Genomic DNA, 12,418 nt, shown 5'->3' with positions numbered 1-12,418 from the left:
GGAGAGGGAGATCGGCGCCTGCATTGCCCTCGCTTTTCCGGATCGTGTCGCCAAGCGCCGCGACGCATCCGGCGAGAGCTGGATCAGCGTCGGCGGACGCGGCTTCCGGCTCGATCCGACCTCGCCGCTGGCTCGCGAGGAGTGGCTCGCCATCGCCGAGGTGGGCGGCTCGGCAGCCGGCGCACGCATCCTCTCCGCGGCAGCGATCGCGGAAGCGGAGGTAGAGCGGCTTTTCGCCGACCGCATCCGGACGGGAGCCGAGCTGGGCTTCGATCCGGCCACCGGCACAGCCCACGCCCGGCGCGGCCGGCGACTCGGCGCGATCACCCTCAGCGAGGGTCGCGACGAGGCCGCCGCGCCGGCGGAGATCGAGACCGCTCTGCTCGAAGGCGTTCGCGCGCATGGGCTCCATCTCCTCCCCTGGAGCGAGGCCGCAAGCTCGCTCCGACGCCGTGTCGCCTTTGCGCGCGACCATGATCCCAACCTGCCCGATCTGTCAGACGAAGCCCTGCTCACCTCGCTCGACGAGTGGCTGCCGCTCCTGCTCGCCGGCAAGCGCCGCCTGTCGGGCATCGATCCAGGTGCGCTCGCCGGCACGCTCGATGCAATCCTCGGCTACCAGGGCAGGCGTACAGTCGACCGGCTCGCGCCCGCCAGCTTCCAAACGCCGGCCGGCAGCAGCCATCCTATCGACTACGCCGCCGAAGCCGGCCCGACCGTCACCACCCGCGCCCAGGCCCTGTTCGGGCTGTCAGAGCATCCTCGGATCGCGGGCGGTGCGGTCCCGCTGGTGCTGGCGGTCACCTCGCCTGCCGGCCGGCCGATCCAGACGACGCGCGACCTTCCCGGCTTCTGGGCGGGAAGCTGGGCAGCGGTCGCCAAGGAGATGCGTGGCCGCTACCCGAGGCATCCCTGGCCCGACGATCCGGCCCGAGCCGATCCGACCTTGCGCACCAAGAAAGCGCAGGCGCGTGGAGGAAGCGGTTGATCCGCCGCGTCAGGCGGGGCAGGTCTTTGCGTCAAGGAGCTTCGACATGGCAGCGCGTATTTTCCAGCAGTTCAGGGCGGTGAACCAGTCCGGCGACGCACATACCGGTCATTGGGTGCTCGAATTCGAATCGCACAGCCGTGCCCGGCCCGATCCGCTGACAGGCTGGGCGGGCGGCACCGACACTCAGACCCAGGTTTCGCTCGATTTCGATACGCTCGAGCAGGCCAAGGACTATGCCGAGCGCTCCGGCATCGCATACCATGTCGTGCCCTCAACGACGCGCAAGCTGCGCCTCCAGTCCTATGCAGACAACTTCAAATAGGATTCGCGCCTTGCCGTCATGCTGAACTCGTTGGAGCATCCAGCTTCGAGCCCGCCTCGCCGCATCCGGACTAGCGCCTGAATACGCTTAAAGTGACTCAGGACATCAGCGCCCGAAGAACCCGCCGCCAAGCAAGAGCAGCAACTTCACGTCCATCTGCACCCCGGCCTCGCGCCGCTCCGCGACGAAGGCGGGGACGTTCGACAGCGGCACGCGCCGGACGACGATGTCTTCACCGGCCACGCCGCCGCCCTCCCCCACCTTCTCCAGCCCCCCGGCCCGGAGCAGGGTGAAGCCTTCGGAAGACATTCCGGGCGAGGCGAAGAAGCGCCCCAGGTTCACGATCCGCTCCGGCCGGTAGCCCGTCTCCTCCTCCAGCTCGCGCGCGGCGGCGATCTCGGCCAGCTCGCCCTCCTCCTCGTCGCCGACCAGGCCGGCCGGCAGCTCCAGGCACCAGGCCGCGATCGGCACCCGATATTGCTCGACCAGAATGACATGATCCTCGTCGTCGACCGCCAGGATCACCGCCGCGCTGACGCCGCGGGCGCGGCCGACAAACTCCCAGGTCCCGAGCTTCTTCACCACGATATACTTGCCCTGCCAGACTGTGTCCGGCGTGCCAGTCGGCCGTGAATGCTTCATAAGGTGATCAACCTGTCCGGCAGTTCGTTCGCGTCGCCTTGGCCGACAGGCGAATGCTCGGCAAGGATGGCGCCGATCATCTCGACCGCGCGCACCATGCCTTCCGCCGGGCGGCCCGCTTTCACGTCTTCCAGCAAGGCGGCCATCGCATCCCCCCACAGTTCGGGCGCGACCCTGGCGTGGATCGCCTCGTCCGCCACGATCTCCGCTCGCCGTTCCAGCAGCGAGAGATAGAGAAGCACGCCGGTCCGCTCCGCCGTCCGCCGCTCGGCGGCCGCCCGGAACAGCTCGACCGCGCGCCGCCGCACCCGCCGCGCCTTGGTCGTCCCGGGGGTCAGCGCCATGCGCAGCCTGGGCCAGGCAAGCGCATAGCGAACGATCAGGAACACGGCCGCGAGCTTGGCGAACAGCAACGCCATCAGCGCGCCGCGGGTGATCGTCTCGTCCCAGCCCGCGAACAGGCCGAGGCCGCGGTCAATCGCCGATTGCGGCAAGACGGCGAGCAAGGCCGGCACGAGCAGCATCGCCAGCACCGCATAATGCAGCCCGACATCGTGATAAGCGTCCGATCTTTCGGCCGCCACCGTGACGATCTCGCCATTGCTGCCCCGCTCCGCCGCGGCGACGGCCGCGCTGACCCGCGCGCGATCCTCGGGCGCGAAACTCACCACGAACCCGAGGCTCCGCCGCCGCCGAAGCTGCCGCCGCCCCCGCCCGTAAAGCCGCCGCCTCCCCAGCCGCCGCCGCCTCCGAAGCTGCCCCCGCCCCCAAAGCCGCCGCCGCCGAACCCGCCCCCGCTCCAGCCGCCCCCGGAACCGAAGCCCGGACCCCACAGGATGACCGGAAAACCGCTCCGGCGGTAGGCTCGGCCGCGCCGGCGTCCGCGAAGCAGCGGCAGGATGACGAAGACGAAGACCAGCAGCCAGAAGATCAGCGGCAAGGAGGATCCCCCGTCCCCGCGCTGAGACGCTCTTCGGGCATGAGTGCGGTCGAACTCAGCGATCGCTGCGTCGACCTTGGCCTGCGCTTCTTCGGGGCTGGCGCGCAGCTGGGCGATAACCGCGTCGGCACCCGCCGTCATCGCGCCCCCGACGTTGCCCGTTGCCAGTCTGGGCATCATTTCCCGTCGGATCGTCACGCTGGCGAACGCATCGGTGAGGATCGGTTCCAGTCCATAGCCGACCTCCAGCCGCGGTCCGCGCTGCCCCCGCGGGTTGTTGGGCGCGATGAAGAGGATGGTGCCGTTGTTCGCGTTCTGCAGGCCCACTCCCCAGGCTCGCCCCAGCCGATATCCGTAATCCGCCAGCGGATAGCCCTGCATGTCCGCGATCGTAGCCACAACGAACTGGCGCTTGGTATCGCGTTGCAGCGCGTCGAGCTTGGCCGTCAGGTCGGCTTCCACCGCTGGTGAAAGGACGTTCGCCTCGTCCACCACGAACCCGCTGAATTTCGGAAACGTCTGCGCCTGCGCGGGCGAGTTCAAGAGCCAGAACAGAGCGCACAGCAACGCCACCCACCACCGTTCGGCCTGAGCCTGTCGAAGGCCGCTCCCGTCTTCCGGACTCTCAGGTTCGGAAGGAGGGCCCTTCGACAAGCTCAGAGCAAGCGGAGCGGGTGACACCCGTCCGGCCTTACTGGCCGTTGCCGAAATCGACCTTCGGAGCCTCATTCGCCCCCGCAGTGGTAGCCTGGAACGGCACCATCGGCTCGGCGCCGTAGATCACCTTGGCGCCGATCACGGCCGGGAAGGTGCGGATGGTGGTGTTATAGCGGCGCACCGCCTCGTTATAATCGGTCCGCGCGATCGAAATCCGGTTCTCGGTGGATTCGAGCTGGTCCTGAAGCGTCATGAAGTTCTGGTTGGTCTTGAGGTCCGGATACGCCTCCTGGAGCCGCTGCAGCGGGATGATCGCGGCCGACAGGCGGCCCTGCGCCTCCGAAAAAGCGCGCATCGCCTCGGGATCGCGAAGCTGCTCGGGCGAGAGCTGGATCCGCGTTGCAGCCGCGCGCGCCTCCGTCACTTCGCGCAGCGTGTTTCGCTCCTGCGCGGCGGCGGCGCGGACGGTTCCGACAAGATTGGGAATGAGGTCCGCCCGACGCTGATACCGGTCCTGGACATTGGCCCAGGCCGCCTTGGCCTCCTCCTCCGCGGTCGGGATCGTGTTGACGCCACACCCGGCGAGGGAGGCGAAGGCGGCGGGCGCAATCAGGGCGGCGGCGACGCGCTTGGGCAGCATGCGATGCTCTCCTCGGTACCCCGCTCAAGGGAGAGGCGGGCAGTTGATCCGGCCCCGAAACGGGAGAGGGCGGGCACGGGTTCCCCCACAAACGAAAACGGATGCCGCGCCCCCGCACGACATCCGTCTCAAGTCAGGTGAGGGCCGGAAGGGAGACCGGCCCTCGAACCGATCAGGCCGTCTTCTTGCGGCGCGAACCGATCAGGCCGAGCGCGGCCAGCGCGAACAGCCCGAAGCCGGCCGGGGCCGGGACCGGAGTGCCGCCCGTCGAGCCGCCGGTGCTTCCACCGGTGCTACCGCCCGAGCGGTTGAGGTTAACCGCGCTGAAGCTCTCCGGGCCCGCCTGAGCGGCCGAAATGGTCGATTCAAGCGCGATGCGGATGTCGCTGAAGTCCGGCAGGCTGAAGATGGTCGAATTCAGGAAAGCCTGCTGCTCGGCATCCACCACGAACACGTTGCCGGCGCGGCCGTTGCCGGTCTCAGTGGTCGGGAAATTCTGCGAGCCGTCGATCGCGGCGAGCAGGTTGCCGTCGCTGTCGAAGAACTTCAAGGTAACGTCGTTGACGTTGACGTCGTTTTTGCCGCCGCCGCCGGGCTCGATCGCGTTGAACAAGAGGCCGATGTCGCTGGCGTCCTGGAAGCCCAGCTCGCCGAGCGTCGGAATGCCGAACTTCTGGTTGTCACCCTGCGGATTGACCTCGTCGCCGCCGAAATTGGTGAGGCCGTTGCCCATGAACACGCTGCTATCGCTGATGCACGAGCCCGAGCCGATCGCGATCGACCCGCCGCTGCCCGCCGACACGCAGCCGGACTGGACGTTGTCGCCCTGGCCGCGCTCTTGCAGCGTCAGCAGGCGCGGATTGTTGCCGAAGCCCTGCGCGGTGACGTCGATGGTGGAATCGAAGATCAGGCTCGCCTGCGCGGCCTGGGGGGCGGCGAACAATGCGGCGCCGGTGGCGGCCGCCGCGAGTAGTTTCTTTGGATTACGAACTCCGAACATGGTTACACTCCCTCTGTTTCGCCGCCGAGAAGGCAAAGCTCGACTGTCTCCAATGGTAAAGCAACGGGCGTGCCAGAGCCTCGCGATCGACGGCTGGCTGCGGCTTGCGAAGGTAAACGACGAGGCCCGCTGGAGGCTGTGTGTCAAGCGGATCGACGGTTAACGGCGGGCCCGGCGGAAGCAGGTGGAAACAGCCCCGTTTCCGGTGTGGCGAGCGCGGATTCGCCGCTTCTGAGCCCGCCAGCTGTAAAGCCACTCGACAGCGGCGGCCGGGGCTTCATTTATCGCCCGCTTCGTCCTATATCGCTTGGTGCCGGGTTCGCCCGGCTATGGCGATAAAACGTGGCGTCTTAGTAGGCGCAGCGGACCCGGGGGCGGTACCCGGCGGCTCCACCAGGTGAGCCGAGCCACTTTGCCAGCACGCATGAAGCGTGCCGGCCGAGCGGCTCAGCTGGAGGGGCCGAACTAGGATCGACGTGTGTTGAAATACGCTGCTTTCGCTCGGAATGGGACCACCGCGACGGCCCATCACACAAGTGCCAACGATAACGAGGCTCTTGCGATTGCTGCGTAACCCGGACCTCACGGTTTAGGTTACATCAGACAAAAGCACGGTTTGGGCTGCACCGGGTAACAGAAGCAGACACCGGCGGTACGGGGAGCACCGAGCAACAGAAGCTCCCCACCTTTCTCGCGCCAATCCATTACGCCGCCGTCACATCTTGCGATGTCTCAACTGCGCCGTTATGGAACCGGCCGCCTGCGTCTGGATTATAACCAGCCGAGTAGAGAAAGGACTTTCCATGAAGATTGCCAAATTCATCGCTCTTGCCGGTTTCGCGGCGCTCGCAGCCTGCGGCGGCGGCAACACGGCTGCCGACAACGTTCAGGCCCAGGCCGAAAACACCGCCAGCGGGCTCGAGAACGAAGCGCAGAACATGACCGACCAAGCCGAGAACATGACCGGCAACGCCGCCGAGAGCCTCGAGAACCAGGCCGCCGCGCTGGAGAATCAGGCCGATCAGACCCGCCAGGAAGGCGAGAACAAGGCCGAAGCGGTCGAGAACGCCGCCTCCAACGCGACGACGAACGCGCAGTAAACGAGCCAAAGCTTCGAAGGGCCGCCAGGCGCGTTCCGGCGGCCCTTTTCGTGTCCGCTCGCCCTGTCGCCCGCCGCGTTCCGCCTCAGCCCGGCAAGCCGCTCTCCGCCCAGCCCAGATCTCTCGAGAGGATTGGCTGCCATTCCTTCGGCTGCGCAGTCAGCGTCTGCCTAGAGTGGAAAGCCGCCATTGATCGTCGTAATGAGCGCGCATGGGCACCACGGCCAGCGGACCAATCATCCTGTTCGATGCCGAATGTGTGCTCTGCTCCAGCAATGCCCAATTCGTGCTGAAACACGACAGGGAAGGAGGCTTTCGTCTGGCCTCGATGCAGAGCGAGGCAGGCGCGGCTTTGTACCGCGAGCACGGGATGGACCCGCACGATCCGACAAGCATCCTGCTGATTGAGGGCGATCGCGTTCGCCAGGACAGCGATGCAGTGCTTGGTATCTATGAAGCTCTCGGCTTCCCTTGGCGGCTGTTTGGCGTCCTGCGGGTTGTGCCCGCTCGTTTTCGTGATCGCGTTTACCGATGGGTCGCGCGAAACCGCTACCGCCTGTTCGGGAAACGGGCGACTTGTTGGGTGCCTGCGCCGGAATACCGAGACAGGCTGCTTTGAGCACCTTGGCCGGAGTCCGGCGATGAAGATCCTGGTGCTTGGCGGTTACGGTGTTTTCGGCAGCCGATTGGCGACACTGCTGGCCGACTGGACCGAGATCCACCTCGTCATCTGTGGCCGTGACCTGAAGCGCGCCGAAGCCTTCTGTGCGGGCTGGAGCGGACAAGCGCGGGTCCACCCGCTCGCACTGGACCGTGCCGATATCCTCGCCGGCTTACGAACCGAGCGCCCCGACCTCGTTGTTGATGCCTCTGGGCCATTCCAGGATTATGGGGCCGACCGCTATCGTGTGGTCTCGGCCTGCATCGATGCTGGCGTCGATTACCTCGATTTTGCGGATGCGGCCGATTTCGTCTTCGGCGTGGGCCAGCTCGACGAACAGGCCAAGGCAGCAGGCGTTTTCGTTCTGTCTGGCGTTAGCAGCTTTCCGGTGCTCACGGCCGCCGTGCTGCGGGAGATGGCCAAGACGATGAAGATCGTCTCCGTCGAAGGCGGCATCGCGCCGTCACCTTATGCCGGGATCGGCCTCAACGTGATGCGCGCGGTCATCGGCTATGCCGGCGCGCCAGTGAAACTGCAGCGCGGGGGGAAGCAGGGTTTCGGGATCGGGCTCGCCGAAAGCAGGCGTTTCACGATCGCAGTGCCCGGTCGGCTGCCGCTTCGTAACATCCGTTTCTCGCTTGTCGATGTTCCCGACCTGCAGGTCATCCCGCCGGAACACGCGACGATGACCGACATCTGGATGGGTGCGGGGCCGGTCCCCGAGACCCTGCACCGGATCCTCAATCTGCTGGCAAAAGCACGTGCAGGTCTCCGCCTTCCGTCGCTCGTCCCATTCTCGCGCCTCTTTTATAGGGTGCTCAATCGGATGCGCTTCGGCGAGCACCGCGGCGGCATGTTCGTCCGCGCCCAGGGCGTTGCCGCCGGCCGGCCGGTCGAGCGCAGCTGGCACCTGCTGGCGGAGGGTGACGATGGCCCCTTCATTCCGTCGATGGCTATCGAAGCGATCATTCGGAAGTTGCTCGTCGGGGACCGCCCGGCGCCGGGTGCGCGCTCGGCTGTCCGCGCGCTCGAACTCGTGGACTACGAGCCATTGTTCGCCGGCCGTAAGATCTGGACCGGTTTTCGACAAGAGGAACAGGCGGCGCCCCTCTACCGTCGGATTCTGGGCTCGGGGTTCGAGACACTGCCCCCGCAAGTCCAGCAACTGCATGGCAGCGCCGCGGCACGGCGGTGGACAGGCCTTGCCAACGTGACGCGCGGTCGCGGTGTGTTGCCCAACCTCGTCGCTGCGCTCGTGGGCTTTCCACGGACGGCAGCGCAGGTGCCCGTCAGCGTCGAATTTTCGCCGGAGAACGGCGCCGAGCGCTGGACTCGCACCTTCGGCGGCAAATCCTTTTCGTCGGTGCAGGCGTTCGGCACGGGCAAGAATGAATATCTCGTGGTCGAGCGGTTCGGTGTCGCCACGTTTGCCCTTGCGCTCGTAATCAAAGACGGTCGCCTCCACCTGATGCCGCGGCGCTGGTTGCTTGCGGGTATCCCAATGGCGGGCATCCTCCTGCCCACCGGCACAAGCTACGAGACGGTGCGAGACGGGCAATTCGCCTTCGATGTCGAGATCTCGATTCCTCTGATCGGTCGAATTGTCGCGTACAGGGGCACTCTGCAACCCGCTTGAGCGGAGACGATCGCACGCCCTGTCGAACCCTCGAGCCGATAACGACCCACTCGGTCCGCTAGCGGCAGCTATGGCCGATCCTTCTACCCAGAGCAGACCGGCCGCCAACGAGCCACCTCCCGCCGCCAAAGAAAAGGCCCCGCATCGGCCCCATCAAAGTACTACTTTGATGGGAACCCTCCTGGCGGGGCTTTTCCTGTTTCAGCTCTGAAGGGTTGAGGCTCCTCCGCCTCAATCCTCGTTGCGGGTAAGGAACGCCGGTGCGAACTCCGGCTCCGGACCGTCCTCGCGCTGGGGGCGGTCGCCGCCTTCGCGGCGGGGGCCGCGATCACCGCGATCGCCACGCTCGCCACCGCGTCCGCCACCGTCGCGTCCGCCACCATCACGACGAGGCCCACGATCACGGCCGCCGCCGCCGTCACGGCCCCCACCGTCCCGACGAGGGCCACGATCACGGTCACCACCGCCGCTACGCGGGCCGCGGTCACGATCGCCGCCGCCTTCGCGCGGGGGACGGCTGTCCTCCAGCTCGGCGCCGGTTTCCTGGTCGACGACCCGCATCGACAGGCGGACCTTGCCGCGCTGGTCGATCTCGAGGACCTTGACCTTGACTTCCTGGCCTTCGCTGAGCGCGTCCGAAACCTTCTCGACCCGCTCGTTCCTGATCTCCGAGACGTGGACGAGACCGTCCTTGCCGCCCATGAAGTTCACGAACGCACCGAAATCGACTAGGTTGACGACCTTGCCGGAGTAGATCTTGCCGACTTCGGCTTCCTCGACGATGCCGCTGATCCACTTGCGGGCCGCCTCGATCTGGCTGAGATCGGACGAGCTGATCTTGATCAGGCCTTCATCGTCGATGTCGACCTTGGCGCCGGTCTGCGCGACGATCTCGCGGATCACCTTGCCGCCCGTGCCGATCACTTCGCGGATCTTGCTCTTGTCGATCTGCATGGTCTCGATGCGCGGGGCGTGAGCGGAAAGCTCCTGCCTGGTCTCGCCCAGCGCCTTGTTCATCTCGGCGAGGATATGCGCGCGGCCTTCGCTGGCCTGGGCCAGGGCGATGCGCATGATCTCCTCGGTGATGCCGGCGATCTTGATGTCCATCTGAAGCGAGGTGATGCCTTTCTCCGTGCCGGCGACCTTGAAGTCCATGTCGCCCAGATGATCCTCGTCGCCGAGGATGTCTGACAGGACCGCAAATTCCTTGCCTTCCAGGATCAGGCCCATGGCGATGCCGGAGACCGGGCGCTTCAGGGGAACGCCCGCGTCCATCAGAGCCAGCGAGCCGCCGCACACGCTTGCCATCGACGAGGAGCCGTTGCTCTCGGTGATGTCGGAGGTGACGCGGATCGTGTAGGGGAATTCCTCCGCCGTCGGCAGCACCGGGTGCAGCGCGCGCCAGGCGAGCTTGCCGTGGCCGACTTCGCGGCGTCCGGGGGCGCCGAAGCGGCCGACTTCGCCGACGCTGTAGGGCGGGAAGTTATAGTGGAGCATGAAGTTCTGGTAGGAGAGCCCTTCCAGTCCGTCGATCATCTGCTCGGCGTCCTTGGTGCCCAAGGTGGTCGTGCAGATCGCCTGGGTTTCGCCGCGGGTGAACAGCGAAGAGCCGTGGGTACGCGGCAGGAAGCCGACCATGGCCTCGATCGGGCGGACAGTCTTGGTGTCGCGGCCGTCGATGCGGATGCCGTCCTTGAGGATCGCGCCGCGGACGATTTCCGCTTCGAGCTTCTTCACCAGCTTGAGACTGGCGAGATATTCGGACGGGTTCTCGTTCTTGGTCGCCTCGAACGCGTCGCGGGCCTTCGTGCGCGCTTCGTTGACCGCGGTCTGACGCTGCTGCTTGTCGGTCACGCGATAAGCGGCGGCGAGCTCGTCTCCGATCAGGTCGCGCAGGTTCTGCTTGACCGCGGCGTGATCGTCGCTGGTGTCGAGCTCCCACGGGTCCTTGGCGGCTTGCTCAGCGAGGCGGATGATCGCGTCGATCACCTTGCGGCTGGCCTCATGCGCGAAGCTGACGGCGCCGAGCATGATCTCTTCCGAGAGCTCCTTGGCTTCGGATTCAACCATCATCACCGCGTCGTAGGTGGCGGCGACGACGAGGTCGAGCTCGCCCGTCTTGCACTCGTCGAGGCTCGGGTTGAGCTGGTACTCGCCATCCTTGTAGCCGACGCGCGCGGCGCCAATCGGGCCCATGAAGGGCACGCCCGAGATGGTTAGCGCGGCCGACGCGGCGACCATCGCCACCATGTCCGGCTCGTTGACGCCATCATAGCTCAAGACGTGAGCGATGACGTTGATCTCGTTGTAGAAGCCCTCCGGGAAGAGCGGGCGGATCGGGCGATCGATGAGACGGCTGGTCAGCGTCTCCTTTTCGGTGGCGCCGCGCTCACGCTTGAAGAAGCCGCCCGGGATGCGCCCCGCGGCCGAAAATTTTTCCTGGTAGTGGACGGTCAGCGGGAAGAAATCCTGACCGGACTTGACGGTCTTGGCGGCGGTTACCGCGCACAAGACGACCGTTTCGCCGAGGGTCGCGAGCACCGCGCCGTCAGCCTGGCGGGCAACGCGGCCCGTTTCGAGGGTCAGCGTCTGACCGCCCCACTGGATTTCTACTTTCTTGGTATCGAACATTTTGTTTCCTTCTCGCCCGCGGCCCTATGCCGGGGCGGCCTGTGTGGGGCTCGTGAGCCCGAGGGCACCCGCCGGATTGCGGACGCCGGATGTGCGAAGCGGCCCGCGAGGGGCCGCTTCGGCGTTACTTGCGAAGACCGAGCTTCGCGATGAGGGCGGTGTAGCGGTCCGCATCCTTCTTCCGGAGATAATCCAGAAGCGAGCGGCGCTTGTTAACGAGCATGAGCAAGCCGCGGCGCGAGTGATTGTCCTTGGCGTGCGTCTTGAAATGCTCAGTAAGATTCTGAATGCGTTCCGTGAGGATCGCGACCTGGACTTCCGGGGAACCGGTATCGCCGCCTTGGCGGGCATTGTCCGTGATGATTTCCTGTTTGCGCTCGGCTGTAACCGACATCGTCAACTCCTCAAGTCTATAGGTTGAAGCCGCGCACCACCCGGAGTTCACCTCCGAAAGCTTCAACAAGCGCAACCGGAACAGACAAGTCGATTGCTAGATGAAGCCCTGGCTTTGCAGCGATCCCGATCAACTTGCGTCCCTGGCGGAGCGCACTTGCCTGATCGGGGGTGACGGAAAAAGCCGGGATGTCGTCCAGCCCCGCCGTCAGCGGCAATAATGCCTGTTCAAGGTCGCGGGCATTAGCGAGTTCGGCCAATTTGTCCAGCGATATCGCCGCTTCGATGGTGAACGGGCCGGCCTTCGTGCGGCGGAGCATAGTGACGTGGCCCACAGTGCCGAGCGCGTAAGCGATGTCGCGGGCGAGCGAGCGGATATAGGTGCCCTTCGAGACGCGGGCGTGGAGGGTGACTTGATCCTCCCCAGGACCGGGGTGGGGACCGGCCGCAGGCTGGTGGAGGGGGTTCTCCACCCCCGCTGCGGTTCCCGAAGCCCCTTCCTCCGCCGTTCCGGCGGTCCCCCTCCCCGTCCCGGGGAGGATCTTGAGGTCGTGCACGGTCACGCTGCGGGCCCTCAGTTCGAACTCGGCCCCAGACCTCGCCAGATCGTACGCCCGTTTCCCTTTCACCTTCAGGGCCGAATAAGCCGGCGGTATTTGCTCGATCGGGCCCGTGAACCGCGGCAGCACCGCCTCGATCTCGCTCAGCGCGGGCCGAACGTCCGAAGTCGCAACCACCTCGCCTTCCGCATCTAACGTGCTCGTTTCCTCGCCAAACCGGATCGTGAACTCATAGGCCTTGTCCG

General features: G+C 66.1%; 13 protein-coding genes and 1 other RNA gene. 6 read left to right on the top strand and 8 right to left on the bottom strand.

Features of this window, described 5'->3' with window-relative positions:
- Both VF631_RS11320 and VF631_RS11315 read left to right on the top strand, forming a co-directional pair.
- On the top strand, positions 1-988 hold a 988-nt coding region (locus VF631_RS11320; protein WP_431850415.1), incomplete at its 5' end, for an ATP-dependent helicase C-terminal domain-containing protein.
- Between the two features lie 46 nt (positions 989-1,034).
- Positions 1,035-1,313 carry an NADH dehydrogenase ubiquinone Fe-S protein 4 gene (locus VF631_RS11315; protein WP_431850414.1) on the top strand — a complete coding sequence of 93 codons (279 nt, stop codon included), beginning with the start codon at positions 1,035-1,037 and terminating at the stop codon, positions 1,311-1,313.
- Between the two features lie 105 nt (positions 1,314-1,418).
- Here VF631_RS11315 and VF631_RS11310 read toward each other — a convergent pair whose 3' ends face one another.
- The 5 genes from VF631_RS11310 to VF631_RS11290 form a co-directional block, all read right to left on the bottom strand.
- Entirely contained in the window at positions 1,419-1,955 is a 537-nt protein-coding gene (locus VF631_RS11310) for an NUDIX hydrolase (RefSeq protein ID WP_431850413.1), read from the bottom strand.
- Positions 1,952-2,626 (bottom strand): TPM domain-containing protein, encoded by a 675-nt coding sequence (locus VF631_RS11305; RefSeq protein ID WP_431850412.1) that lies wholly within the window; start codon positions 2,624-2,626, stop codon positions 1,952-1,954. Before VF631_RS11305 ends, VF631_RS11310 begins: the two co-directional genes overlap by 4 nt.
- A complete protein-coding gene (locus VF631_RS11300; protein WP_431850411.1) occupies positions 2,620-3,468 on the bottom strand; it encodes a TPM domain-containing protein in 849 nt (282 codons plus the stop codon). The genes VF631_RS11305 and VF631_RS11300 overlap by 7 nt, the downstream gene beginning before the upstream one ends.
- A gap of 118 nt (positions 3,469-3,586) precedes the next feature.
- Positions 3,587-4,192, bottom strand: a complete 606-nt coding sequence (locus VF631_RS11295) for a LemA family protein (RefSeq protein ID WP_431850410.1) — start codon at positions 4,190-4,192, stop codon at positions 3,587-3,589.
- Between the two features lie 172 nt (positions 4,193-4,364).
- A complete protein-coding gene (locus VF631_RS11290) occupies positions 4,365-5,192 on the bottom strand; it encodes a hypothetical protein (RefSeq protein ID WP_431850409.1) in 828 nt (275 codons plus the stop codon).
- A 272-nt stretch (positions 5,193-5,464) separates the two neighbouring features.
- Between VF631_RS11290 and ssrA the strand changes: the two genes are divergently transcribed.
- The 4 genes from ssrA to VF631_RS11270 all read left to right on the top strand — a co-directional run bounded on the left by ssrA (position 5,465) and on the right by VF631_RS11270 (position 8,589).
- Positions 5,465-5,840: a transfer-messenger RNA gene (gene ssrA / locus VF631_RS11285) on the top strand.
- A 155-nt stretch (positions 5,841-5,995) separates the two neighbouring features.
- Complete coding sequence (locus VF631_RS11280) at positions 5,996-6,292, top strand: hypothetical protein (protein WP_431850408.1); 297 nt, start codon at positions 5,996-5,998, stop codon at positions 6,290-6,292.
- A 211-nt stretch (positions 6,293-6,503) separates the two neighbouring features.
- Entirely contained in the window at positions 6,504-6,911 is a 408-nt protein-coding gene (locus VF631_RS11275; protein WP_431850407.1) for a thiol-disulfide oxidoreductase DCC family protein, read from the top strand.
- Positions 6,912-6,933: 22 nt separating this feature from the next.
- Positions 6,934-8,589, top strand: a complete 1,656-nt coding sequence (locus VF631_RS11270; RefSeq protein WP_431850406.1) for a DUF4166 domain-containing protein — start codon at positions 6,934-6,936, stop codon at positions 8,587-8,589.
- 231 nt (positions 8,590-8,820) lie between these two features.
- On the opposite strand, the gene pnp is transcribed toward VF631_RS11270, so the two are convergent.
- From pnp to truB, 3 genes are all read right to left on the bottom strand, one after another.
- Positions 8,821-11,220, bottom strand: a complete 2,400-nt coding sequence (gene pnp / locus VF631_RS11265; protein WP_431850405.1) for a polyribonucleotide nucleotidyltransferase — start codon at positions 11,218-11,220, stop codon at positions 8,821-8,823.
- 124 nt (positions 11,221-11,344) lie between these two features.
- On the bottom strand, positions 11,345-11,614 hold the full coding sequence (gene rpsO, locus VF631_RS11260; protein ID WP_431850404.1) for a 30S ribosomal protein S15: 270 nt from the start codon (positions 11,612-11,614) through the stop codon (positions 11,345-11,347).
- A 16-nt stretch (positions 11,615-11,630) separates the two neighbouring features.
- Positions 11,631-12,418 (bottom strand): tRNA pseudouridine(55) synthase TruB (gene truB / locus VF631_RS11255; RefSeq protein ID WP_431850403.1); only part of this gene is annotated, 788 nt, incomplete at its 5' end.

The organism is Allosphingosinicella sp., assembly GCF_036387615.1.
Classification (GTDB): Bacteria; Pseudomonadota; Alphaproteobacteria; order Sphingomonadales; family Sphingomonadaceae; genus Allosphingosinicella.
Note: the sequence above shows the minus strand (reverse complement) of the source record. Positions and strands in the feature narration are given on the sequence as shown.

Excerpts from the sequence above, each read along its gene's own strand:
- VF631_RS11280 (WP_431850408.1), top strand. The coding sequence starts at position 5,996 with ATGAAGATTGCCAAATTCATCGCTCTTGCCGGTTTCGCGGCGCTCGCA.
- VF631_RS11290 (WP_431850409.1), bottom strand. The coding sequence starts at position 5,192 with ATGTTCGGAGTTCGTAATCCAAAGAAACTACTCGCGGCGGCCGCCACC.
- VF631_RS11310 (WP_431850413.1), bottom strand. The coding sequence starts at position 1,955 with ATGAAGCATTCACGGCCGACTGGCACGCCGGACACAGTCTGGCAGGGC.
- VF631_RS11275 (WP_431850407.1), top strand. The coding sequence starts at position 6,504 with ATGGGCACCACGGCCAGCGGACCAATCATCCTGTTCGATGCCGAATGT.
- VF631_RS11315 (WP_431850414.1), top strand. The coding sequence starts at position 1,035 with ATGGCAGCGCGTATTTTCCAGCAGTTCAGGGCGGTGAACCAGTCCGGC.
- rpsO (WP_431850404.1), bottom strand. The coding sequence starts at position 11,614 with ATGTCGGTTACAGCCGAGCGCAAACAGGAAATCATCACGGACAATGCC.
- VF631_RS11270 (WP_431850406.1), top strand. The coding sequence starts at position 6,934 with ATGAAGATCCTGGTGCTTGGCGGTTACGGTGTTTTCGGCAGCCGATTG.
- VF631_RS11295 (WP_431850410.1), bottom strand. The coding sequence starts at position 4,192 with ATGCTGCCCAAGCGCGTCGCCGCCGCCCTGATTGCGCCCGCCGCCTTC.
- pnp (WP_431850405.1), bottom strand. The coding sequence starts at position 11,220 with ATGTTCGATACCAAGAAAGTAGAAATCCAGTGGGGCGGTCAGACGCTG.